The following is a 23,481-nucleotide window of genomic DNA, read 5'->3' as shown; positions in this document are numbered from 1 at the left end:
TCAATTCTTCTCCAATCTTGCCTTTATTTTTGAGAAAACAGAAAATTTTTCATTTCTATTAAGTCCAAATGACAATATCAAAATCACATTTACAATAAGAGAAACAGCAGTGGTTTCGCAAAGTCTGAAGAATGACTGGACAAAAAATCCTGTAAAAACAAACATTATAAAAAATGAAATTACAGAAACTAAAATCACAGGAATTAATATTTTAAATATAAGATTTATGAATTTATAATCCATATTTTTACAAATGTAAAAAATACGTATAAAAATAGAAAAAAATGTGAACACAGGAGATACTATTAATGCCGAAGTTGCATCAAAACCTAAATGGAAAAGAATAAGGCAGATAGGAAGATACAACAAGTTAAAGACAGACATAGAAAAAACATATTTTGAGATTTTTCCAGTTGCCTGAATTCCAACCATCAAAGGCAATGTCAGAGAATCTATGCAACAATCGACTATTATCAATTTTGAAAAGATAACAGAATATTCAGGCGGAATTTTCAGCCAAATATTCAAGAGATATTCCATTTCTAAAAACGCAGGAAGACCAATAACAAAATTTATAAAATAACTGATCTTGCATGATAAAATCAAAAAATCATATAGTTCCTTTTTTCTGTTTTGTGCAAACTGCTTAGTAACAAATGGGCTTATCGCAGTAGAGAAATTTATTGAAAAACTTTGTATTATCCCACTTATGTTTGTCGCAATTCCCCTCGCCGCAACAACTTTAGAATTAAACCTTTGGTTTATAAAAACATTCAAAATCTGAATTTTAAAAATATTTATTATTGAGCCACCCAAATTGGAGAATGTATAAATGTACATACCACATATTTGACTCCAATTCCAGTATTTTATAAGCTTTACATTTTTATATTTAAGAAAGCAAAAAAGCATATAAATAAAAAATGAAATTGCAGATGGAAAAATCATTAAAAAACTATAAAGAATAAGCTTATCAAAATTCACTTTTGTCAAAACTACCGTCATTATCAATTTTGCAAGTGATTCAAATACACTGACAAAAGAAAAAACAAACATATTCTCATTTGAAATTATTAACGCGGTAAAAGGAGATGACATAAAAGAAAATACAAAAGTTGCAATAACACACTGAAATGAAAGAACAACCGCCTCACCTCTTCCTTCTGAAATAATCATTTTCTCTGAAACATACCAGAGTCCTATGCTCTCTGAAAGCAAAACAATTACAACAGCAATTCCTATATAACTCATGATTGTCATTGAGAAAAGCTTTGAAAGTCCATTGCTATTTTTTCCAATCTCAAAAGAAAAATAACGCTGGCTGGCATTTGACATAGAATTATTAATAAATCCCAAAGTCGCAACAATTCCAGCAATAACATTGTAAATGCCATAATCTTCTGTTCCCAATATATTTAATACAATTCTTACCGTATACAGGCTTACAAATATATTGAGAATCTGACGCGCATAGAGAAAAAATGTATTTAATGTAATCTTTTTTGCTGTACTTGGCATTTTTTAATTTAGAATATAAACTTTTGATTTTTCCTCAGTTTCTTTTATAACTAAATGAAATGTTACAGTTATAATAACATTTCCATTCTCAATGTTTTTTTCAGATTTATTTTGAAAATCTATTATATCTGTTAAAAAAATTTTCTTTTTAATTTCAGAAAAAGGAATAATATATTTATTGTTTTCATTAATATAAATTGTTTCGATTTTTTTATTATCAAAATTTATTTGACTACCATTGAACTGAAATTTTTTATCTGCAATTAATGAATCAAAACAATTTGGCGAAACAAAGATTTTATTTTCATTTTCCAGATTAGAAATTTCTCTGATTGAAGAAATTTTTATTTTTTCAGTATTTTTTATAAAATGACTACAAATAACTTTCCAAAGAGTTTCTTTTAAGAAATCAAATGTATAAGTCTCGAAAAAATGCTCGCTTAACAGCTTTACATTAAAATCAAATTTGAATGGAAAATAAAAAGAATCATTTTCTATTCCATCCGATTCTTCTTTTAATAATTGTCTAAGAGATATTTTCAATTCATTTTTTAGTTTTTCAATAGCTGTTGATAATTCTGATGATACATCAATATTTTTTAAGGATTCTATTTCTACAGTTTTTATATTACGTACTTTTGAATCAATATCATTTTTTACAAATTTTAAAGATTTCAAAATTTCATCTGTACTAAAAAACAATGATAAATCATCTTCTGTAATCAATTCAATATTTTCTTTTAATATGTTGTATACAGTATTTAAATCAGATGTTCCATTGTTTTTATAAATAATTTTATTTAAAGTCTCATTGTAAAATTCTTCATTTTTATTTTTGCAAAGAACAAGAAGAATCGAAATGTAATAATTTCTTGAATACTTAATATTATGCCACGCAATACTTGGTAATATTTCGAAGTATGGCTCAAAATCAATATAGAATAAATCAATTTTTTTTATATGTTCTAATCCTCTATAAACAAAAATCAGATTATTTTTATCAATTCTTTGCATTTGTACTAAATTTATTATATGTGTAAAAATATCTATAAGAAATTTTTCATGCATTTCCAATAGTTCAAGATTCTCTTCACAATAATTCATTTCAAGACTTTGAGATAAAATCATAAAATCGTGAATATGAGAATGAATGTTCACAGAATCACATTTAAACATTGAAAACACAACCATTCTTTTAGAGTTTATAAGAATACTTTTATATATATTGAAAAAATTGCTGAATAGAATTTTATTATTTACTTTATTTTTTCCATCTGTTAGAAAATCTTTTATAAATCCAACAGCCTCCAAAATGTATGGATATTCAACTTGATTACAAAAAAACAATTGTTCATATAATTTAAAATATAGAAGTTCATATTTTTCTATATAAGTTACTAAATTATTACGTTTCAATGTTATACCAGTACCGAAATTTATTGAGCCTGAATAAGCAGTAATATATCCACCTATTTTCTTTAACGCTTGCTTTAAAACAACATAATTGCTTTTAAATTCAAAATCAGAAAGAAGTATATTTAAAACATTGCAATCTAAGTAATCAGGAATTACTCTTTTTTCTTGAAGTTCATGCATTGAATCAAAAACTGAAAAAGAATTTTCAAGAAATGAAGGATAAACAAAATCAAAATAGAATTTTAAAGAAATATCAGAATCGATATTAGCTTCTTTGGCAGAAACAATTTTTTTATATAATTTTGCACATAATTTTTTATTTTCCATATAAAAAAGTGTTCTAAATAAAAAAGGTATAAAAAATATAAGTTCAAAAATACTAAAGACCTGAAAATTAAAACCAACTTTTCTTTCAATACTTAAATAAGGTATTATTAAATTTAAAAGTGCAATTAAAAATGTAAAGACAGAAAGAAACAACAACAAATTATTTTTTACATAAAAAAAATAATTTCCAATAGAAAGTTCTGGTCTTGCATTTAATAAAATACTTAAAACTGTAAAATAAATTCCTATTATGCCAAGAAAAAATGAAAAATACAGAGTCTGCATACTAGAAAAATCTATATGTTCAATTTCACATCCACTTCTAATTGAAAGTATAATTGGAAATGGATTCGAAAAATTTAATGAATATTTACAAAGAACAACTGCAAAAACACTAAAAAGAAATCCTAAAAAAAGTAGAAAAATAAATACTCCTAAGTTATTACTTTTTTTATTTTTCACAAGGACCTCCAAAACTGAAAAATCGCCGCCTCTTCTTCTCTCACCAATTCCCTGCCACAGTCATAAACCACCTGACCGTGACCCTCCGCACAGAACGCCTCAATCAAGCTTTTTCTAATTTCATCTCCACCCAGCCACACCGACTTATCTTCATCCACAACCGGCGACAAAGTACATATATTATAGAAAAATTTGTTCAGCCTTATCCGCTTTTAGCCGTTCAAGCACAAAGGAAAGCATCGCCTCGCTCACGCCGTTCGGGAAAAACACAATTTCTTTTTCCGCCCATGCACCGCCGGAACTGCTTGTGAGAAAATCGTACATTTCGTTTATTTTTTTCTGCGTGAATCCGTCAGAGGCACAGCCGCAGAGAATGGCGTGTCGGGTCAAAATCTTCTCCTAAATATTGCTATTTTCAATATTATAAATTGCTTTTAGATAATTTTCAAGTATTGCTGATAGCAACATAATAATTTTAATGACAGATATTCTTTTGGTTTTAGGAAACAATATTAGAAAAATAAGAAAAGAATTTGGCTGGACTCAAGCGGATTTGAATTGAACTTGGAAGAAAATCCGCCTCGCTAGAAGTTGTTCAAAATATTGCCAGTGCACTAAATATTTCCTATAAGCAACTTTTTGAAGAAAGTATTTCTGTTTCTCAAGAAAAAACAAATTTATCATTGTTGGAACAAAACATCACTTCTTCCGTTATAAAAAAAATTCATGAAGAATTTATAAGGATAAAATAGATTTTGGATTTTTCAAACGCAAAAAATCATTGGTAGCAAAATTGCAAAACTAAACGGTTTCAAAAATCAGTTATATCTTGTTTTAAACATCAATTTTCTACATACATTCCAGGGCAAACGCATGTAAAAATTTTTTGTTTTAAATCTCTAAACTACTATTTAAAAAATGCACAAAATGGTAAAATTCCCCTTGGGTGGAATTATGCTTTTAAGAGAAAGTCTGGAAGAAATAGACGATTTTAGAGTAAAAAGGTGCAGGAAGTTTGAACTGGCTGATATTTTCCTGCTGGTTTTGTTCGGGCTGCTAAGCGGCATCAAGGACATTGAGCACATAGCTGAATGGGCGGAGGAAGCGGAAGAGTCCATCAAGGGGCTGGTGAAGTTTGAGTTAGGTCCGCCAAGTGCCGACACAATTCTCCGGATTTTCAGAAATGTGAACGCAGATAAAATCGAGAAAGTTTTTATAAAGTGGACTCATGGAATTTACGAAAAAGTAAAAATTGAACCGGACAGAACAATTGTTGCCATCGACGGAAAGACGGTGTGCGGCTCAAACAAGGTCACGGGAGCAAAGGGAATTCACAATGTAAGTGCATGGGCAGATGAACTGTCCCTCATTCTTGGGCAGGTAAAGACAGATGAAAAGTCAAATGAAATCACTGCAATTCCTGAGCTTTTGGAACTGATTGATATAAGGGGAATGATAATCACAATCGATGCAATGGGCTGCCAGAAAAAAATCTGCGAGAAAATTAAGGAAAAAAAAAGCAGACTATGTTCTTTCTTTGAAAGGAAATCAAAGCACGACACACGAAGCCGTAAAAGATTTTTTCTCTATGGATGAAAAGGAGCTTGCAAAATACGGAGTTATAAAAAGCGAAAAGGAATGTAATCCTGACCATGGACGAATTGAAAACAGGCAATATTACCTCTGCACGAACCTGTCGTGGCTGGAGAATAAAGATGAATGGCCAGGACTTAAGGCTGTTGCCATGGCACGGGAAGAACGGACTGTAAATGGAAAAACTTCCACAGACGTCAGGTTTTTTCTAACTTCACTTGATAACATTGAACTTGTGAAAAAATCAATTCGACTACACTGGGGAATTGAAAACCGCCTTCACTGGTGTCTTGATATGACTTTCAATGAGGACTACAAAAGGCACCGAAAGGATCATAGTCCGGAAAACATGACAGTTATGCGCCGGCTTGCATTAAATATCTTACGCCAAGCAGAAAAACCGGAGAATAAAAAACAGGACAGTTTAAGCAAGCGCACGATCTGGTTTCGGGAAAACCGCCAGTTCCGCCAAACGGTTTTAAGGCTCCTTTAAAATTTCACACTTTCTGTAATTTTATCAGAAAGTGTTTTTACATGCGTTTGCCCTGTTGAATCTCCCAGGACAGCAAATGTCCAAGAGAATAAAGAGATTACACATTGTGCATTGCAAACTGGTCATTACTTAGCAGCGTTCCTATTGCCGTTCGTTTTGTTTTTGCGTGCTGAAATCAAATTTAACACCTTTGTTCATAAGTTCATACGCTTTTGCAGCTAATGTTATATACAAAAGCACACAGGAACTGTGTGTCGTCATCACAATTTTGTTTTCATCATTAACATTTGCCGCTTCCAGCAAAAAAAAAAGCCAAATTTTTCATCTGCGATTCTGGAAACAGATTCTGCGCTGGTTCTTCCACAACATTTAGAAAAAAATGAATTTGTATATTTATTCGCAACCGTTGTTATTTCGGCAAGAGTTCCATTTGAAACGCTCTTTGAAATTCCAGATGTCATGAACCTTTCCAATTCTGACTGTGCAGCAAGATACGATGTTACCAATGCAGATGGAAAAATTGACTATAATCCGCTGTAGGCACATACAAGAGGAAGTGCTCTCCCAGATTTTTCTTCCAAAATAAAAGTTTCTCCGCTTGATTTATTTACAAGAGCCTTGTAACCAGAAAGCGGAAGGTTATCGAGTTCTTCAATATTCTTTACAACAGAAAGGACATTTCTTTCCGACGGTATATACATTATTTTAGGACGCTTGTATTTATTTCTTGAAACCTTTATTTCTTCTGCCAAAAAAGCATCTTTTTTAAACCAAAAATGACAGGCGTTTCCTGCATATTCCAATTCTATTTTTTCAGTAAAAGAATCTTCCAGAAGCTGATTTCTGCAAATTTCATAGAAATCCAAAGTTCCAAAAGAGGCTACATCATAATCACCACGAAAAAAAAGGCCTTTTTAAGCCAACTGCATAAAGAGAATAATTTTGCGACGGTACTTTTTCCAGTCCCCTGTTCACCAATAAAAAGAGTTAATTTTCTAAAGTCTATAAAACCATCTTCTGAATCAAAACCTTCTGTTATTGGTCCAAAATATTTAATCCGTAATTTCGCCATATTGTCTATACCATAAAAATTAAAATTACATTTTAAAATAAAACAGCAATTTCCATTTTTCCTTCATAAAACCTCTAATTTAAACTACCTATTTATAAGCAGCAATAATTTTTTCTCTCACCATACCGATGGTGATTTTTTGATGACCGTTTGCGGACGTTTTTTGTTTACACATGATTTTTTTGTGGTATCTTAAAAGCGTAAACGCAAGGCAAAAGAAAAATAATAGGCAACAAAAAAATTGTGGTTATTTTTCAATCCGGCTTTGCAAAATTCTTGGAGGTCTATATGCAGTTGAAATTTTATTATTGCAGGCACTGCGGAAAAATCATCGCCATCGTAAAGGACTCTGGAATTCCAACAGTTTGCTGCGGAGAAGCAATGCAGGAACTTGTGCCAGGAACAACAGACGGCTCTTCGGAAAAGCACATTCCTGTAATTAAAGTTGAGGGAAACACAGTTTCTGTTACTGTAGGCTCAAAACTTCATCCGTCGGAAGCAGAGCATTACATCGAATGGATTTTGCTTCAAACCGACAAGGGAATCCAGCAAAAATGGCTTCGTCCAGGAAATTCTCCAAGCGTAGATTTTGCCGTTATGACCGGGGAGAGAGTTGAAGCCGCCTATGAATATTGCAACATCCACAGACTTTGGAAAGCGGAATACTAAATTTTACGGAGGATTTTTATGAACACAACTACAACTTTAACTTCAATGCTAAACACGCAGATTCAAAAAGAATTTGAGTCGGCTTATATTTATCTTGGGTTTGCGGCTTTTTTTGACATGAAAGGACTTGCAGGATTCGCTGAATGGTACAAGCAGCAGGCAAAAGAAGAGGAAGAACACGCAATGAAAATTTACGACTACTTGTGCAAAGTAAATCAGCCGGTGGAACTTATGCCAATCGGCGCGCCCAAGAACAAGCCTGAAACAATTTCTCAAGTTCTAAAACAAAGCCTTGAGCACGAGGAGTATGTAACAAATCTCATAACCACGCTTTACTTTCAAGCTGAAAAAGAAAAAAACTTGTTTGCAAAAAATTTCTTGAATTGGTTTATAAACGAACAGCTTGAAGAAGAGCAAAAGGCAAAAGAGCTTATAGACAAATACAAAATGTTCGGCTCAACACCAGAAGGCCTTTATGCGCTTGACAAAGAACTTGGCGGACGACAATAAAAAGATGCAGCATGGAAACTAAATCTGACGGAATATTTTTTCTGATGATTTTCTTCCCATGCGTTCTTTTTTAAATAAAGAGATTAGCTGCTCACGGGTAATATTTCCGTTGCGTTCACGCGCCGCCTTGAGTTTTCTGTACACGGTATTTTCGCTGAATCCTTCAACTTCTTTCTGGTAGATTTTTCCATCGCAAAGCTGTTCTAAGATTTTCACTTCATCTTCATAAAGCACAAGCCGCTTGCGTTCAAACTGATTTTCAAGAACAAAGAAAACGCTTCCAACAAACCAGATGCTGCGGACAATGTGAATCAGAAAATGAAACACACTCTCTCCGTTTATTGAAAACGCAACGCATACTGCCGCAAAGTAAAGCGACATGGCAATATATTTTATCTTTGGCTTTATTATTATTACAATGCAAACAATAAACAGAGCCGTAAAATTATTGAACAAAAAAGTTTTTTCAAAAGCAATCATAAAAACAAGAATTGTTGAATAAGCAAGATAAAAATAAGAAAAACATTTCTGCTTGAAAAAAAACGCGGTTGGAATATAAAGAAAATTCATAAGGGCAACAATCCAAGTTCCTGCGAAAAATCCCTCGCTAAAACCTTTCCATACATAAAGCGCGCAGAGAACCTCAGAGAGAACACTTGTAAACAAAACAAAATGATCATTCAGAAAATCAGCAAGAATTTTAGACTTCACAAGCCCTCCCCTGCAAAGCAAAACTGGCGAATAAAAAAAAGCTTCTATATAGCTGCTATATAAATAATAGCACTTTCCGCCAGAATTGCAATAGAACAAAGGGGCAATATCGAAAACTTTATAATTTTTTTATCCGTTATCTCATGCTGAAATCTTTTATAAGCTGCTTAATTTCACTGCGTGCAGGCATTACTGAAAGCGAGCCTTTTTTTGTTGTTACAAGCGACGAAGCTGCATTTGCAAATACAAGCATTTTTTGCAGACGCTCCACAGAAAAAGATTCATATCCGTTGCAAAGAATTTCGTGCAATATGCAAGCGCAGAATGTGTCACCTGCACCAGTCGTGTCGATTGTTTTTACATTTGAAAACGTTCCGGCTGTTTCATGTAAAGAAATTTTTCCGTCAGAGTAAAATGCTTCACTTCCGTCCTTTCCTTTGGTAACTGTAATCAGCGGAATATTGAATTTTGAGCGGAGCCAATTTACGCCATCAAAAATAGATTTTTTGCCTGAAACAAATTCAAGTTCTTCCGCCGCAATCTTTAAGATTTCGCATTCTGAAAGTCCGAATAAAATTTTTTCTTTTGCCTGATTTTCATCTTCCCAAAGCTGAAGCCGCAGATTCGGGTCAAACGAACGGAGCACGCCGGATTTTTTTGCTGTCTCAAGCGCAAACTTTGTGGCATCAAAGCAAATTTCATTTGTCATTGATAAAGTTCCAAAGTGAAATATTTTCGCATCAGAAATCAACTCTGGTTTTAATTCAGATTTTTCAAGCATCGAATCCGCGCCATGATTTCTATAGAACGAAAAACTTCTGTCACCGTCATTTGCAGTGTGAACAAAAGCAAGCGTTGTTTTGTATTTTTGTGAAAACACAAGATTTTCAATTCCGATTCCGAGGCTTGTAATTTTTGACTGGAGCATTTTTCCAAACATATCGTCTCCAACTTTTCCAACAAACGAAACCGAATGCCCGAGTTTTGCAAGCATCGCAAGAACATTGCACGGAGCACCTCCAGCGTTCGCTTCCATAAGCCAGTTTCCCTGCGCACTTATCCCGTTCTGAGTAAAATCCACAAGAAGCTCTCCCAACGCAACAACATCGTAATTTTTCATTTTGCAAATCTCCATAATTTAAATTTTAAAAATCTTGTATTCAGCGCGAATATTTTCCGAAACAGACATTTCAAGCACCGCGGAATTTTCAGAGCTAACAAAAGCATCTGGAATAAGAAAGAACGCATTTGTAAATGCCGACTCTCCGCCATTAACAAAAACTTCCATGGAGCAAGCATCAATTAAAATCCGCAAGGAAATCCTTTTTTCATAGGCTGATTTTTCATTTCTGAACGAAGACGGCGGAAATTTCATTTTGCGGAAATTTATTTTTCCGCCTCCTTCAACAGAATTTCTTCGGTCAAAGCAAAGCGTTTGTTCTGCAAAGTCGCAAGTGAATTCTACGGAAAACTTTTTGCCGGCAACATTTCTGCTTAACACAAGAGAAAATTTTTCATCTTGATTTTTGCAGTCAGCTGAATTTTCAAAAGCAGAAAAAAATTCAAGTTCAATGTCGCCATGGGAAAATCCATTTTTTATAAAACTAGAAGTTCCAGAGACAACACCGCATTCGCATTTCTTTCTATATAATAAAAGCTCGCGCACAGGATTCTGAAAAAGTTTTCCGTTTTTAAATTCAAGCTCTCGGGGAAAAGTCATCATTCCAGACCAAAGATAATTTTTAGGTGTAATGTACGATTCCCAGTTTTGCATCCAGGCAATCATTATTCTTCGTCCGTCAGGAGCAAGGCAAGTTTGCGGTGCATAAAAATCAATTCCGCCGTCAATCTGCGCAAAATTAAGGGAATTTTCAGTCCGCATTTCACGCTCAAAAATAAATTCCGGCCGCTTAAGAAATCCTGTCATGTAGACGCTGTTGTTTCCGTCGTGAAGCCCGTTCTCAAAATCAGCCTTCATTTCCTGCGGAGAAAAAATCACAACATCCTTTCCGTCTAATTTAAAAATGTCTGGACACTCCCACATTCCGCTTTTTCCGCTGCTCCTGTCAATTACAGAAACAAATTTCCAGTCAAGAAGATTTTCAGAACGGAAACAGACAAGAGAGCCTTTTCCGTCCGGCATTTTGAGGACACAAGCCATGTAAAATTTTCCGTCTTCGCACCACAACTTTGAATCTCGGAAATCTCCTTTCTGAAATTCAAACGGAACGTTCGCCGCGCTAATCACAGGGTTCTGAAGAATTTTTTTGTAGCAAAGACCGTCGCCTTCCGCCAAGCATTGATTCTGTAAAGTTTCACCATTTTTATTTTTTGAAACTCCAGTGTACGCAAGAATATGCCTGTCTTCAAATTCAATCGCCGTTCCTGAAAAGCATCCTTCGCAGTCAAAATCGGAATCAGGAGCAAGAGCAGGCTCAAGAATTTCCCAGCGCACAAAATCCGAAGTGCAAAGATGTCCCCAGTGCATCGGTCCCCACTGCGTTGAATACGGATGATACTGAAAAAACAAGTGGCACTTTCCGCCGAAAAACGAAAAGCCGTTCGGATCATTGCACCATCCCGCAGGTGAAAACGCATGAAAAACTGGTAGCAGAAAATTCTGCGGCTGCGATTTTAAACTTTCTTGAATTTCATTTTGTCTTTTTGCGGCAGCTTCAAGTGTATAATTCTGCATGGGGCAGCTCCTGTAAAAGAGAGTTGTAAATTAAATTTAATGACATTATTCCTACTGAACAAGATTCCCGCGTCAAGCATGAAAATGACAGTTAAGATAAATATTATTATAACATCGTTCAAAAAAAATTTTCTATAAATTGTATGGCAGATGAAAATTGAAAACGTCCGGTTCCCCACAACGAATCATGAAAGAACCGGGCGAAAATTGAGGTTCCTACAACGTTGTTATTCTTTTATTTTTACAGCGCTGCTGACGGACTCCAAAAATTCCTTGCGGGTAACGCTTGCGGAAATGTAGTTTGTTTTTATTACAACTTTGTATTCTTTAGAAGAATCCAAAGTTTGCGACACAAAGAAATTCAGTTCTGCAGGCTTGTTGCGGAATACTTTTGAATCGTCAATTCTTGTCCAGGTGGAAGAATCTTCCAATTTTTCATCTGAGCTAATAGCCGCAAAATAGATTCCGCTTTCTTCGCTACCAAGCTTAAGGTTTGCGCCGGTTATTTTTGCCGGTGCACCTAGCGAAAGAACATTCTCTTCTTCAGTGCTGATGTCTGCCACAGAATCAATTTCAGGAGACTTGTCGTTGTAGACGATTTTATCAATGCTAAGATTCTGCAAAGAAGAGCTTGTAAGTTTTGTAGGAGAAAACCTTACCTTGAACTTTCCGTTTTGCGAAACTTCAGTTTTTGACTTTGCAGAAACTTCCATTGCAATGTACATAGTTCCAAGGTCAAGAATGTTCACGGCTTTCCCCTGTTCAAGAAATTTTAAGATTTTCTTCTGCAGAAGAATTGCGCAGTACTGCAGAATAAACGGGTCAATCCCTTTGTTTTCTTCCGCAATCTCTGAAAGAATGTTTCTGAAGCTTGCCTTATTGCGCGTTACAGTAGCGTAATAAGTTCCGTCTTTTTTCAATTTGTTTTCTTTTAATGTTATGCTCACCAAGGATGAGCTGTTTTCTAATGTAGAAATATTTTCCATTTATATATCCTTCTTCAACTTATGGCGTGAAGAGCCTTTTGATTTTTTTGCCATGCGGCAATGTTTTAGCCGGCAATTTTAACAATCTAATTTTACCGGCACGCTGTTCTGGCTCTTGCAAAAAGACAGAATAAAAAGTAGGATATACAAAGTTATTTTTTAGTTAGGCATATCCTGACTTAATATTGCAAAGCTTGAATCTATTGGCGTAGGTTCAAGTTTTTTTTTGCAAGAGCACCGGCAATTCCATTGTGCATCCGCTTCCTCCTTAAAAAACAATATTTCTTTTTCATTTTAGACCGCCTCCAGGAAGTTCTTATTTAAGGCAGGACTTTTTGCATTTTCTTCCTTTAGCAAATTCAGGAACTGTTTTCCTACATTCTTTATCAGAATGCAAAGAAGCGAAAGAACTGGCTTTAGCACATACTCGTCCAGAACCTCCTCCTGTGTTCTGCCCTTTGTGATTTCTTCCGGAGAGAACAAAAGCCGCATTATCGAATCAGTCTGAAACTCATGCTCCTGAATCTGCTCAGCCTTGATTTTTGAAAGCTCCTTTTTGAATTCCGCGCACTCAAAAATTCTAATGAATCTCAAGATAATCGACTGGATACAGTGCACTACCTCATGCGCAACCGTAATCACGTCGATATAGCTTCCATTCTGCGCGCCTTCGTAGACATCGCTTCTGATGACAATCACATTCTGAGCCACATTGTAAAAAGCCGCAACATCTTTTCCGTGCTTCCAGGAATCCTGCGGCTCAATAAGATAATTGAAAGTCCTGTCAAAACGGGGAATTATGTTTTCCATTACAAAAAGCGGATCAAACTTCTGGTTCGTAGTAGCCGTGCAAAGCAAGTGGCTCCAGAAAGAAGCTATTTTAATCTCGTTTTCAGAAAGAACTAAAGTTTCTGAATATTTTACGTCTTTTAATTGTGTCTCATACTGCACCACTTCCATTTTTCTCTCCCGAAGATTCCGCCTGAAACTTTTCAAGCAGCTCTTTCATCAGCTTGACCTGCGCTTCTGTAAGCTTTGAAAAATCCTTGGCAAACATTACAGCTGTCTCAAGATATTCGCTTGAATCCTTCTGCTCGCCAAGGGGGACATTCACGCTGCCCTTTGACTGCGCCTGCGCTTCTTCAAGCTCCTGTTTTTCCACCTCTGAAAGACCGTATTCCTTTGAAATCTTTTCAACAAAAGAGTCCGGTATTTCACGCAGACCGTTTTCAATTGAAGAAAGGTAAGCCGCGCTTACATCTAGCCGCTTTGCCATATCCCCAAGAATTTCTGAAGAATCAATTCTTCTTTTCCTTAAAATTTTTCCAAACGCCGTTACTCCCATAAATGTACCTCTCGTTCTAAGGCTTTAATGAATCTTTTGGATTCTTATGTTTTAGCATCTAAGTGAAATATATACAACTTTTATAAATAAATCAAGTAATTTACAAAATATTTTTCACAAATTTGTAAATATAAGTTATCTGGGATTTCACTTTAATAATTCTTCAAAAAAGGGCTGCTCATTATCATGGGGGGGGGTATAATAGCGTTCGTATCGAACGGAAGCTGGCTGGACGGCAACGCGCAGGACGGATTTAGAAAAACCCTGGAAAAAGAATTCAGCAAAATCTATGTGTTCAACTTGCGCGGCAACTGCAGAACAAGCGGAGAGCTCCGCAAAAAAGAAGCTGGAAACGTGTTCGGACTTGGCAACCGCACACCGATTGCGGTAACCGTACTTGTAAAAAAGAATGGAGAATAAGATGAGTGAACAAAACGCAGAAATTTACTACTACGACATAGGCGACTACCTGAGCCGTGAACAAAAGCTGGACATAATCACAAACTTCAAGGGCATGGAAAATCTGCCGTTTACAAGGCTTAAGCCAAACGAGCATGGCGACTGGATTAGCCAGAGAAATGATAAATTCGGTACTTGGATTCAAATAGAGCCTACGGAAAAATTTAGTTCGAAATCTCAAACATGGTTTTCTGCACAATCTTGTGGGATTCTTACTGCAAAGGATACTTTTCTTTATAATCTATCAAAAAAGAAGTTGTCCGAAATAATACAAAATATGGTCGATTTTTATAATGTACAAAGAGAAAAATTTCAAAAAACAGGCTTGAAAGATGCTACAGCTGTGTTGGATTACAACTCATCGAAAATTTCATGGTCAGACTTATTTATTAGAGATTTACAAAAAAATGTCGTTTATAAATTTGATGATACAAAACTCTGTGAAGCATACTTTCGTCCTTTTATAAAACAAAACTTTATTTATGACAAGCAATTCATTCAGCGTACTTACCAACAATTAAGTTTATTTCCAAAATATGACTCTAAGAATCTAGTCATTTGTGTTTCTGGAATTGGGGTTACAAAAGAATTCTCTGCAATAATAACAAACATTATTCCAGACTATGAACTTATCGGAAAATCCCAATGTTTCCCGCTCTACTGATACGAAACCATCGAGCCGGAACAGAACTCTCTTTTTGGGGACGACGCGCAAATCGTAAAGCACGAGGCTGTCAGCGACTTTATCTTGGAGCGCGCCCAGAGCAAGTACGGAAACAAAGTTCAAAGAGAAGACATTTTCCGATATGTTGTGCCATTTGTCAATGACAAACCAAAATTTAATATAAAAAAAGAAAAGGCTTTAGAAATCAAGATTTTCGGCACTAGACCATCCTGATATTCGTGGATTTAAAACTTGAAGACGTAAGGCTCAAGTCTATTACCGACAGGTCAATGATCCGCCAAAAGTTCTTTCTGTCTATTAAGCGGGAATTCGCAAGGATTTCTTACTGTTTAGCCCATAGGAGGAACGAAGATAACTCAAATCTGCCCCGTTTCCGCCACCTTTTCTTTATTTCAAAACTTAAAATATGAATAATGAACTAAGCTATTTTTCCGTTCATCATTCCCCAGACAAAACATGCAAGTTCTCTTGCTCCAGCCGCTGAAGATACGTTGTAATTTTTTCCACGTTCTTCAAGATGCTTCATTTTTGTTCTGATTCGTTTTGTTGCCTTATCCGCATACGCCACAATTTCAGGGCTTGCATTCTTTTGCCTTTCAAGAATCCTCTTGGATTTCTGCCCGTAAGGATTCGTCCGTTTTATTGCCTTCGCTGACTCACAGAACAAAGCCCTCACGCGCTTGTTCCCCGCTTTCGTGAGCTGAGCGGAAGCATATTTTTAGTCTTTCCGCTGGAATCTTCTCCAGGACAAAGGCCAAGATAACTTACAAACTGAGCTGCCGTCGCAAATCTTGTAAAATCATGGATTTCCACGACTGTTTCCACAGCTGTAGTTACATCAATACCTGAGAAACACACAAGCTTATCAACCTTATCCTTTATGATTTCTAGCTCTGCAATTTCTCTGATTTTCATATCCATTAGCTCAATTTTTGCTTTCAGACTGTAGACTTCCGCAAGATACTCATTGAAAGCCTCCTGCATCCATTTTTCTGAGAACTGAACGGTCTTTATCCATTTGAAGAATTTTTCAGTCCAGTAATTTCCGCTTTCTGGATACGATTTCCCGTTTCTCAGCTGGAAAGAAAGAAGTTCCTGCTTTGCTTTTTTAAACATTCTCTTCTTTGCATCTCTTGCTCTTGTATATTCCTTCAGGGCCTCCATTTCTTCACTCGGAAGATGAACCTGACTGTAAGATTTATATGCAAGGATTCTCGCTATTGCCCTCGCATCAATTCTGTCAGTTTTTACCCGCTTCTTTCCATCCGGATTCGACATTGTTGTCGGTGCCATAACAACGCAGCCATAACCGGCCTTTTGTAATCCGCGGCAAAGACCATATCCTGTTGGTCCTGCTTCGTATCCACAGGCGAACAGGATTTCTTCCATGTGCTTTTTCTTTATTGCCTCCAGGTATTTTATTACAGCTTTCGTTGTTGCCTTGATTGTCATTTCATCAGAAAGTTCATTCTTGTGAAAATCAAAGCTGCAAAGTGAATAGGTGTCCTTGTGAACATCAATTCCAACGTACAAAATCTTTTCGTTTCGTGTTATACTTTCCATGTAGTGCCTCCACTTTGTATGAGGTAATGCCCATACTGTTATTTTTATCATTAACATTTTGACGCTAAATCCACGTTTTTACAAACTGGATGGCACTACATATTGTCTATGGGCTAAACAGTAAGAAATTACTGCGAACTCCCGCTTAATAGACAGAAAGAACTTTTGGCGGATCATTGACCTGTCGGTAATAGACTTGAGCTTTACGTCTTCAAGTTTTAAATCCACGAATATCAGGATGGTCTAGTGCCGAAAATCTTGATTTCTAAAGCCTTTTCTTTTTTTATATTAAAGTTTGTTTTGTCATTGACAAATGGCACAACATATCAGGTGGTAAATCGGGAAAAAAGTGTCATGATTTACTTTCAATAGCAGAAAATGCTGGATTATTCTCGCAAAAATACAAACCTTTTAAGTATCAGCAAGATTTGAAGACACTGAGAATAGTGTTGCAAGATTTATCAGACATGGTTATTTGGGGTGCCAAATACCCTGTTCCAAATGGTTCTAATAAATATTTTAAATTTGATAATAGTGTTCTTTTGATTTTGGTTTATGGGTTCCATATTCTAGATGTTATAGAACCTGTATTTAATTTGTTTGAAAAGGAACTGTTAAAATTAAATAAATAATGTTTCTGCGTTAGGGATAGTAGCGGCGGCGAAGCCGTTGCCTTTAGGCAATGGAGCGACAGCGGAACCGCGAATAGCCCGACCGTCTGCTACAGCAGACGGGAACGCCAATGGAATCAGCCTCGCTAGCATCAGTCTGTTCACGGCTCGGAGATTTTAATTCAAAAAGACAGACAGGAAGTCCGTTCAAGAAAAGAAGGATATCCGGTCGTTTATTCGAGTTTTCTATGAATGTCCATTGATTTGCAACGATAAAAGAATTATTTGAAGGATTATTAAAGTCTGCAATATAGATGATGTCAGATTTTGTTTCACCATTTGCGGAAAAGCTTACTTCAATACCATTCTGCAGGTAGTCCATAAAAAGGGCGTTTTTCTTTTTAAGTTCAGCATTTTCAAAATGTCGGAGTTTAAGAAGCGCCTCGTCAATCGCAGCAGGAGCAGCCTTTGGGTTAAGACGCCTGATAGAATCTTCAAGAACAGAATCATAAAGCGGAGAATGCCAGTCGCGTTCAACTTCCGGCCCATAAACATGCTCCCATCCCATATTCTGGAACAACTCAATCAGAGCATTTTCATAGGCTTCTTCGTTGTAATCGGCGGACATATAATCAAAACTCCTTATTCTTCAATTATGAAATTATACTACAAAATACAGAAAATACCATACTAACCTCACCAACAGCAAATAGGAAAGGTAGATATTACCCGCGACCTCTTTTTACTATTGACAATTCAAAATAAACCGACATATTATACATTACGTATAAGGCAATACATGGAAGTAAAGTTTGTTAATGAAGAATTAAAACTTTTGTACCAGACAAGTTCCTCAAAAAAATACAAGAACGTACCGGCTCAAATTGTAAAAAAGCTTGTTCGTGCTGTCGATGTATTATCTGCGGCTACAGTTATTCAAGATTTATGGAATTTTCCATCGTATCGTTTTGAACATCTACAGGGAAACAATAGATATTCTATGCGCATGGACAAAACCTGGCGCCTGGAAATGGAAATTGAGTGGACCAATAATGAATGCACAATCGGCATTATTGGCCTTTATGATTTAACAAAACATTATGGAGACTAAGAACATGTCCGAAACATTAAAGCCTTTTTATAATCCAGGACCTGGAGACATTATCAAAGATGCACTTGAAGAACTTGGCTGGCAGCAGGATGATCTTGCAGAAATCTTAGGATTATCAACAAAGAGTGTAAATCTCATTTTGAACAATAAGCAGGCTATCACTCCAGAAACTGCAGAATTACTTGGCAAAACATTTTCTACTTCTGCAGAAATGTGGTTGAACCTTGATGCAAAATATCAGCTTAGAAAGCTGGAAGAAAAGCCATCAGAAAAAAAAGAAATCACCAAGGCAAAAGCAGAGTTCAGAAAACTTATGCCTGTATACGAAATGAAAAAGAAAGGCTGGTTTGTAAATGATGTTTCAACAGTTTATGGAATAAAAGAAGAACGAAAACGCATTTTTGGCAATGAAGAAACAGTTCCCCAAAATTATGCAATGAACTTCTGCGCCCGCCAGACAAACTATGATTTTGATTACACTTTGACATATTGCAAGGTGTGGTATCAATTTGCAAAAATTTATGCAGAACAAATCAGCCTTCCTTCATACCATAAAGCAGGCTTAGAAAAAATTGCAGAAAACCTTTGCTCTTACACTTTGCAGAAAGACGGAATAAATAAAATTATTTCTGATTTACATTCCTGTGGCGTTGGCTTTTTTGTTCTAAGTCATCTGCAAAAAACATATCTTGATGGCGCAGTTTTTACACTCGGAGAAAATCCATTCATTGTCTATACAGCCCGCTACGATAGAGTTGATAACTTCTGGTTTGTTATTGCTCACGAAATCTCGCATATTCTTTTGCATTTAAAGCACCTGAAACAAGGCTGCCTTGATAATATGGATTCAAGTGCCAGTTCAGAACTGGAAATCCAGGCCGATGCTAAAGCTTCTGAATTACTTCACACCGATGAGATTCTTGAGCTAGGAACTCAGTACCGCCATTATTTTACATTAGACCGTCTTATGCAGATAAGCCAAAGTTTAGAAATTGCAGCTCCTGTTGTATTGGGAATCTTGCAGCATTACAAAATTATTGAGTGGAAGAAATTCAGTAAACTTAGAACAAATGCTAAGGAAAAGATTAACGAAGAGTTTATTAAGGGGTAGCGAAATTATGAATGAAGATTTGATTTTATTGATTGAAAGAATTTTGGGAAAAGATAAAAGGCGTATATCATTTACATTTAAAGACTTTAAACTTACAATTATTTTTACATTTATTCCACTAATTTTCGAAATTGTATCAGTAATTTTGATAAAAAAGAAACTGTTTGAAACAATTTCTATGTTAGTTTTTATTGTTTCCTATGCCATTCAGCTAATCTATGTAATCATAGGTTTTATTTGTACTTCAAAGCATTTATATAAATTTCAAAAAATTTCCGCACATTCAATTGTTCAGAATTTTAATAATTATAAAGAAACAAAGTTAGAAATTATGAAATTGATAGATAAATTAAATATAGAAAATCCAGGAATATTAGCTGAATTTAAAGAATATTTATCACTTGAAAAAACAAATTTTGATAATCAATATTCTTTCTTTTTTGAAGGGATACAGAATGTTAGTTTATTTAGTTTAATTTATTTATTTGCAAAAAACATCGAGGAAGTATCGAAACTAGAAACTCCGCTTAGCACAATTTCAATTTTTATTTTTGTATTTCCTCTAGTAGTTTCACTGTTTATTTTCTTTGAAAAGAAAAGAGCTTACAAATTTAATGAACTTTTACTATATCTTGAAAACTGTATTTCTTCAGAAAGTAAGTAGAAGTAATAACTTAATTTTCCTTAAAGGTAAAATACGAAAAGAAATTCAATGTTTTTATGAAGAATTTACATTGATTTTGCACAATTTATGCAAAATCAAAAAACTATTCAAACTCAACATCCTGTTCGGCTTTATTAAATACATCAATCTGATTTTCAATATTGATTCTATTTACAAGCCATCCTCGCAATGAACACAAATGTATAAATTCGGAAAGTCTGTTCTGGCCATTCAATTCTTTTAATGTAATAACTAATCCAAAATTTATAGGACGTTTATCATAATTAAGACGTTCTTTAGTCTTTAAACTAATGCCCCAACGGCCATCACCGTATACTTTTCTTGCTCTTGGAGAATCTTTTAATTCTTCTCCTACAAGTTTGATATTATCCCATTTTCTATAAAGTTGACGCGCTCGACCTTCTTTTAAGAAATGCATTCCTTCATCATTCTGAATATTATTATTTATCGGTTTTATTGAATCATCTTTGATTCGTCCAAAATGAAGATCCAGTTCTGTTTCTGTATAATCTACGCCCTGATTTCTTGCACATCTTGGAAAATAGCACAGAGTTGCCTTTGCAATAAAAGGTTGTGTATCTTGATAAACAGGTATTGGAATATTGAAATTGTATGTATCAAACAATTCAGATATATCTGATATCACAAATCGAATTTCGTCATCTTCAGATTGAATAATTTTTGTAATATCTTTGGGTACAATACCATAACCGGCAATTTTTGAAGCAAGTAAGGTTTTCTTCCAACCAGCCGCAGAATCAATTAATAATGCTTTTGCAACTTCGCGAGTTTGTCCCATTTTATAAATCAAGAATGCCATTTTTCTTGTTATCCATGGAGCGGCAAAAGATGTTCCATAGGTTTTTGCTTTTCCATACGGTGCATAAACCGTTATTCTGTCTTCATTTGTTCCGCCGTAATAACACAAATCGGGTTTATTAAAGAAGGACAAAACTGGACCAACCCTGGAATATGCTGCCGGATTTCCCTCAAAATCTACAGAATTGACAACAATTGAATTAATTGAGTCCGCAGGAGACCCTAAACGTTTTTCACCATTTTCTTCCTCTGATTTATTTGTTCCAGAAACAACAAATACAACATCATTTTCTACTTGAATCTGATCCAATATAGCTGCTTCAGGTGAAATAAAGTTCTTACTGATTTCAAGTTCAGACCCTAATGAAAGATTCCATACTTTTATATCTTTATTTTCAGAAACAATCTTTTTTATTTCACGCATAATTGTAGAAGAGTTGTTTCTTCCTTTTTTTGCAACACCAAAATGACGTACTCTAAATCGTCCACAATTATCTTCCAGACGCGGATTCAAAGCCGGTCCATCTACAATTATCGATGTAACCATTGTTCCGTGATCATAATCTTGCACTTCTATAGGTAGCTCTTTTGACATTGAGTTTACATATTCTACCCAATCAGAAAAATACACACTCTTATCAAAATGTGTATCTATTACACCAACAACCGGTTCATTTGTTGGTTCAGGAATAGGAAATTCAGAATCAATGTATTTTTCTTTTTCAAAATCAACAGAAGGTATTTCTGTAATATCACTTACAGACATTGCAACAAGATACGGAACCTGTTCTCTCAAAATATCAAACTGATCCGGATTCATAACAAAAGTAATATCATCAAGCTGCTGAAGTTTTGTTTCCGAGATTCCTATTTTCCGCATTATTTCGATTGAACGAACATCTGTTCTGAACAAAGTAATTACTGAACGGTTTTCTATTGGATCAATGTCTTTTTCAATTCCGAAATAATCTACATAATGAGAATCAACGATTATCGAAACGAATTTTGTTTTAGGAAGGCCCTCAATAGAGATTATATTTCTGTTAATTTGTTCTATCGTTTCAACGGAGATTTTCCCGTCAAACTGAGAATTAAGAATATCAATACAAGTATTCAGATCACTAATAGATTTTTTCAAAGTTTCCTGCTTAATACAATGTGTGATTATATGCCTTACAGTATCTTCTGTTTCTGAAAACTTAGCACCAACAATCGAATCGTTTGCCCCATTAACAGATTCAGACAATAAATCTTTTATTCGATTACTTTTAGCTACGACATCTGTATAATGAACAGAAACAAGTGCTTTAGAAAATAAAGTTTTATCTTTCCAGAATTCAACCAAATCAATAAGCTGATTACGTAAATCTATCAAATGAGAAACTTTTACAGTTTGTCCCGCAGGGAGATTTCTTGGGCCTGGTCTATTTGGATTTCTTCTTTGTTCAAAATGACCTTTTAATTGCAGAATATCATTCATGATTTAAGCCTCCTGCAAAGTGCGAGACACCTGACTTTTAGAAATACCAGATAGAATTTCTATTTCACGAACAGTAAATCCTTTCTCCTGTAATTCTTTAATATCAGGATGAAGATTATTTGTTACAGAAGCATAAAGCCTTTTAAGGTAATCAAACTCATCATTTGGATTGCTGAATGCAATAGCTATTTTTATAAGATTTTTAAGTTCACCTGGATATGGAATAGAATCCATCTGATTTAATATCTTTGTAAATAAACGTATATTTTTGCCTGCAAAATCAAACTTTTTAAGAAAGAAACCAAGAATAATCTGAGCAACATCGAGCAAATCTTCTTTTGAATATCTGTTAAAATCAATGCATGAATCAAAACGCCGAATTAAAGCTTTATCAAAAGAGTCAAAAAGATTTGTTGTTGCAATTACAACCAACTGTTCATTTAAACTATCCAAACCTTTTAATACTGCCGAAGTTGCACGCCCCATTTCTCTTAAGTCATTTGAATTAGTTCTATCCAACGCTATTGCATCAATTTCATCAAAAAGAATGACAAGTCTTTCTGGATGAGCAACTGAATTTAATTGGGCAAAAAGATTTGCAATATTTTTAGTAGTCTGACCAAGCTTACTGTCTACGAGATTATCAAAATCAACCATGTATAATTCACGGTTTAAAATACGTGCAACCTGTTTTACAGTTTCTGTCTTACCAGTTCCCGGTGCTCCGTAAAAAAGATATTTATTAATTCCCGCATTATGACCAATAGCATTAACAACACCTAATATATCATTCTTAATTAATTCCGGAAGAGGCAATGGTTCAGAAGAATAATCAATTTTATGAACAAAAGATATATCACTTTCGCTCATCTGAGGAACAAAAGTGTTTGCACTTGAAAGAAGAGCCATTACATATTCTGCAAGTTCTCTATCTCCAGAAGAATAAAAATCATTTGCAATTTCGTAAGCTTCATCTCTAAATGCAATATCATTGTGCTCTGTATAATATTTTATAAGATTAATGACATTCCGCTTTTTCATAATGGTCTCCAGAGAATAGTATAATATCATTAGGGACAAAAAGCAATATTTTTGGGACGTAATTGATTTTTTTGGTTGACGACTTTAATTTTTTTATATATCTTTATTATATAGTCCCA

General features: G+C 34.9%; 24 protein-coding genes and 1 pseudogene. 10 read left to right on the top strand and 15 right to left on the bottom strand.

Going from position 1 to position 23,481, the window contains the following annotated elements; translation table 11 throughout:
- From TRESU_RS04785 to TRESU_RS15525, 3 genes are all read right to left on the bottom strand, one after another.
- Complete coding sequence (locus tag TRESU_RS04785; RefSeq protein WP_013701154.1) at positions 1-1,518, bottom strand: lipopolysaccharide biosynthesis protein; 1,518 nt, start codon at positions 1,516-1,518, stop codon at positions 1-3.
- Between the two features lie 3 nt (positions 1,519-1,521).
- On the bottom strand, positions 1,522-3,723 hold the full coding sequence (locus TRESU_RS04780; protein ID WP_013701153.1) for a hypothetical protein: 2,202 nt from the start codon (positions 3,721-3,723) through the stop codon (positions 1,522-1,524).
- A 180-nt stretch (positions 3,724-3,903) separates the two neighbouring features.
- Positions 3,904-4,113, bottom strand: coding sequence for a hypothetical protein (locus TRESU_RS15525; protein WP_013701152.1), 210 nt, complete (start codon positions 4,111-4,113; stop codon positions 3,904-3,906).
- Between the two features lie 537 nt (positions 4,114-4,650).
- Between TRESU_RS15525 and TRESU_RS15520 the strand changes: the two genes are divergently transcribed.
- The 3 genes from TRESU_RS15520 (at position 4,651) to TRESU_RS14900 (ending at position 6,349) form a co-directional block, all read left to right on the top strand.
- The gene (locus tag TRESU_RS15520) at positions 4,651-5,319 is read left to right on the top strand and encodes an ISAs1 family transposase (protein WP_245535710.1); all 669 of its coding nucleotides are present in this window, start codon (positions 4,651-4,653) and stop codon (positions 5,317-5,319) included.
- A complete protein-coding gene (locus TRESU_RS15515; RefSeq protein WP_245535709.1) occupies positions 5,261-5,809 on the top strand; it encodes an ISAs1 family transposase in 549 nt (182 codons plus the stop codon). Before TRESU_RS15520 ends, TRESU_RS15515 begins: the two co-directional genes overlap by 59 nt.
- 249 nt (positions 5,810-6,058) lie before the next feature.
- Complete coding sequence (locus TRESU_RS14900; protein WP_148228259.1) at positions 6,059-6,349, top strand: hypothetical protein; 291 nt, start codon at positions 6,059-6,061, stop codon at positions 6,347-6,349.
- Here TRESU_RS14900 and TRESU_RS04755 read toward each other — a convergent pair.
- Entirely contained in the window at positions 6,334-6,675 is a 342-nt protein-coding gene (locus TRESU_RS04755) for a hypothetical protein (protein ID WP_041611985.1), read from the bottom strand. The two genes, TRESU_RS14900 and TRESU_RS04755, sit on opposite strands and share 16 nt — an antisense overlap.
- A 494-nt stretch (positions 6,676-7,169) precedes the next feature.
- On the opposite strand from TRESU_RS04755, the gene TRESU_RS04745 reads away from it, so the two are divergent.
- Positions 7,170-7,550 (top strand): desulfoferrodoxin family protein, encoded by a 381-nt coding sequence (locus TRESU_RS04745; RefSeq protein ID WP_013701151.1) that lies wholly within the window; start codon positions 7,170-7,172, stop codon positions 7,548-7,550.
- An 18-nt stretch (positions 7,551-7,568) separates the two neighbouring features.
- The gene (locus tag TRESU_RS04740; RefSeq protein ID WP_013701150.1) at positions 7,569-8,060 is read left to right on the top strand and encodes a ferritin; all 492 of its coding nucleotides are present in this window, start codon (positions 7,569-7,571) and stop codon (positions 8,058-8,060) included.
- An 18-nt stretch (positions 8,061-8,078) separates the two neighbouring features.
- On the opposite strand, the gene TRESU_RS04735 is transcribed toward TRESU_RS04740, so the two are convergent.
- From TRESU_RS04735 to TRESU_RS04710, 6 genes are all read right to left on the bottom strand, one after another.
- Complete coding sequence (locus TRESU_RS04735; RefSeq protein WP_013701149.1) at positions 8,079-8,771, bottom strand: hypothetical protein; 693 nt, start codon at positions 8,769-8,771, stop codon at positions 8,079-8,081.
- Positions 8,772-8,907: 136 nt separating this feature from the next.
- Positions 8,908-9,891, bottom strand: coding sequence for a carbohydrate kinase family protein (locus TRESU_RS04730; protein ID WP_013701148.1), 984 nt, complete (start codon positions 9,889-9,891; stop codon positions 8,908-8,910).
- An 18-nt stretch (positions 9,892-9,909) separates the two neighbouring features.
- Positions 9,910-11,466, bottom strand: coding sequence for a glycoside hydrolase family 32 protein (locus TRESU_RS04725; protein ID WP_013701147.1), 1,557 nt, complete (start codon positions 11,464-11,466; stop codon positions 9,910-9,912).
- 227 nt (positions 11,467-11,693) lie between these two features.
- Complete coding sequence (locus TRESU_RS04720) at positions 11,694-12,452, bottom strand: DUF4469 domain-containing protein (protein ID WP_013701146.1); 759 nt, start codon at positions 12,450-12,452, stop codon at positions 11,694-11,696.
- Between the two features lie 294 nt (positions 12,453-12,746).
- Entirely contained in the window at positions 12,747-13,412 is a 666-nt protein-coding gene (locus TRESU_RS04715) for a hypothetical protein (RefSeq protein ID WP_013701145.1), read from the bottom strand.
- On the bottom strand, positions 13,393-13,797 hold the full coding sequence (locus tag TRESU_RS04710; RefSeq protein WP_013701144.1) for a helix-turn-helix domain-containing protein: 405 nt from the start codon (positions 13,795-13,797) through the stop codon (positions 13,393-13,395). The genes TRESU_RS04715 and TRESU_RS04710 overlap by 20 nt, the downstream gene beginning before the upstream one ends.
- 186 nt (positions 13,798-13,983) lie before the next feature.
- Between TRESU_RS04710 and TRESU_RS04705 the strand changes: the two genes are divergently transcribed.
- The gene (locus TRESU_RS04705; protein WP_041611982.1) at positions 13,984-14,217 is read left to right on the top strand and encodes a hypothetical protein; all 234 of its coding nucleotides are present in this window, start codon (positions 13,984-13,986) and stop codon (positions 14,215-14,217) included.
- A 1-nt stretch (position 14,218) separates the two neighbouring features.
- On the top strand, positions 14,219-14,920 hold the full coding sequence (locus tag TRESU_RS04700) for a type ISP restriction/modification enzyme (RefSeq protein WP_041611981.1): 702 nt from the start codon (positions 14,219-14,221) through the stop codon (positions 14,918-14,920).
- Positions 14,921-15,359: 439 nt separating this feature from the next.
- Here the strand turns inward: TRESU_RS04700 and TRESU_RS14170 are convergent, their stop codons facing one another.
- The 3 genes and pseudogenes from TRESU_RS14170 to TRESU_RS04685 all read right to left on the bottom strand — a co-directional run.
- Positions 15,360-15,617 carry a hypothetical protein gene (locus TRESU_RS14170; protein WP_052299527.1) on the bottom strand — a complete coding sequence of 86 codons (258 nt, stop codon included), beginning with the start codon at positions 15,615-15,617 and terminating at the stop codon, positions 15,360-15,362.
- Positions 15,614-16,504: an IS110 family RNA-guided transposase gene (locus TRESU_RS04695; RefSeq protein ID WP_052299525.1), complete on the bottom strand. Its 891-nt coding sequence runs from the start codon at positions 16,502-16,504 to the stop codon at positions 15,614-15,616. Before TRESU_RS04695 ends, TRESU_RS14170 begins: the two co-directional genes overlap by 4 nt.
- Before the next feature lie 750 nt (positions 16,505-17,254).
- Positions 17,255-17,743: pseudogene (locus tag TRESU_RS04685) on the bottom strand (type I restriction endonuclease); the annotation flags it as partial.
- A 171-nt stretch (positions 17,744-17,914) separates the two neighbouring features.
- Between TRESU_RS04685 and TRESU_RS04680 the strand changes: the two are divergent.
- Genes TRESU_RS04680 through TRESU_RS04670 form a run of 3 tightly spaced genes read left to right on the top strand, consistent with a single transcriptional unit; the run spans position 17,915 to position 20,001 of the window.
- The gene (locus tag TRESU_RS04680) at positions 17,915-18,226 is read left to right on the top strand and encodes a type II toxin-antitoxin system RelE/ParE family toxin (RefSeq protein ID WP_013701141.1); all 312 of its coding nucleotides are present in this window, start codon (positions 17,915-17,917) and stop codon (positions 18,224-18,226) included.
- A gap of 4 nt (positions 18,227-18,230) precedes the next feature.
- Positions 18,231-19,337, top strand: a complete 1,107-nt coding sequence (locus TRESU_RS04675; RefSeq protein WP_013701140.1) for a HigA family addiction module antitoxin — start codon at positions 18,231-18,233, stop codon at positions 19,335-19,337.
- Between the two features lie 7 nt (positions 19,338-19,344).
- The gene (locus tag TRESU_RS04670; RefSeq protein ID WP_013701139.1) at positions 19,345-20,001 is read left to right on the top strand and encodes a hypothetical protein; all 657 of its coding nucleotides are present in this window, start codon (positions 19,345-19,347) and stop codon (positions 19,999-20,001) included.
- Positions 20,002-20,104: 103 nt separating this feature from the next.
- On the opposite strand, the gene TRESU_RS04665 is transcribed toward TRESU_RS04670, so the two are convergent.
- Positions 20,105-22,321 (bottom strand): S8 family peptidase, encoded by a 2,217-nt coding sequence (locus tag TRESU_RS04665; protein WP_013701138.1) that lies wholly within the window; start codon positions 22,319-22,321, stop codon positions 20,105-20,107.
- A gap of 3 nt (positions 22,322-22,324) precedes the next feature.
- On the bottom strand, positions 22,325-23,362 hold the full coding sequence (locus TRESU_RS04660; protein WP_013701137.1) for an ATP-binding protein: 1,038 nt from the start codon (positions 23,360-23,362) through the stop codon (positions 22,325-22,327).
- Positions 23,363-23,481: the final 119 nt, after the last annotated feature.

This window comes from Treponema succinifaciens DSM 2489 (assembly GCF_000195275.1).
Lineage (GTDB): Bacteria > Spirochaetota > Spirochaetia > Treponematales > Treponemataceae > Treponema_D > Treponema_D succinifaciens.
Note: the sequence above shows the minus strand (reverse complement) of the source record. Positions and strands in the feature narration are given on the sequence as shown.

Coding starts and splice junctions, on each gene's coding strand:
- TRESU_RS04725 (WP_013701147.1), bottom strand. CDS start 11,466: ATGCAGAATTATACACTTGAAGCTGCCGCAAAAAGACAAAATGAAATT.
- TRESU_RS04700 (WP_041611981.1), top strand. CDS start 14,219: ATGAGTGAACAAAACGCAGAAATTTACTACTACGACATAGGCGACTAC.
- TRESU_RS04785 (WP_013701154.1), bottom strand. CDS start 1,518: ATGCCAAGTACAGCAAAAAAGATTACATTAAATACATTTTTTCTCTAT.
- TRESU_RS04695 (WP_052299525.1), bottom strand. CDS start 16,504: ATGGAAAGTATAACACGAAACGAAAAGATTTTGTACGTTGGAATTGAT.
- TRESU_RS04720 (WP_013701146.1), bottom strand. CDS start 12,452: ATGGAAAATATTTCTACATTAGAAAACAGCTCATCCTTGGTGAGCATA.
- TRESU_RS04740 (WP_013701150.1), top strand. CDS start 7,569: ATGAACACAACTACAACTTTAACTTCAATGCTAAACACGCAGATTCAA.
- TRESU_RS04710 (WP_013701144.1), bottom strand. CDS start 13,797: ATGGGAGTAACGGCGTTTGGAAAAATTTTAAGGAAAAGAAGAATTGAT.
- TRESU_RS04670 (WP_013701139.1), top strand. CDS start 19,345: ATGAATGAAGATTTGATTTTATTGATTGAAAGAATTTTGGGAAAAGAT.
- TRESU_RS04705 (WP_041611982.1), top strand. CDS start 13,984: ATGGGGGGGGGTATAATAGCGTTCGTATCGAACGGAAGCTGGCTGGAC.
- TRESU_RS04675 (WP_013701140.1), top strand. CDS start 18,231: ATGTCCGAAACATTAAAGCCTTTTTATAATCCAGGACCTGGAGACATT.
- TRESU_RS04660 (WP_013701137.1), bottom strand. CDS start 23,362: ATGAAAAAGCGGAATGTCATTAATCTTATAAAATATTATACAGAGCAC.
- TRESU_RS04680 (WP_013701141.1), top strand. CDS start 17,915: ATGGAAGTAAAGTTTGTTAATGAAGAATTAAAACTTTTGTACCAGACA.
- TRESU_RS04715 (WP_013701145.1), bottom strand. CDS start 13,412: ATGGAAGTGGTGCAGTATGAGACACAATTAAAAGACGTAAAATATTCA.
- TRESU_RS04745 (WP_013701151.1), top strand. CDS start 7,170: ATGCAGTTGAAATTTTATTATTGCAGGCACTGCGGAAAAATCATCGCC.
- TRESU_RS04665 (WP_013701138.1), bottom strand. CDS start 22,321: ATGAATGATATTCTGCAATTAAAAGGTCATTTTGAACAAAGAAGAAAT.
- TRESU_RS15520 (WP_245535710.1), top strand. CDS start 4,651: ATGGTAAAATTCCCCTTGGGTGGAATTATGCTTTTAAGAGAAAGTCTG.
- TRESU_RS04730 (WP_013701148.1), bottom strand. CDS start 9,891: ATGAAAAATTACGATGTTGTTGCGTTGGGAGAGCTTCTTGTGGATTTT.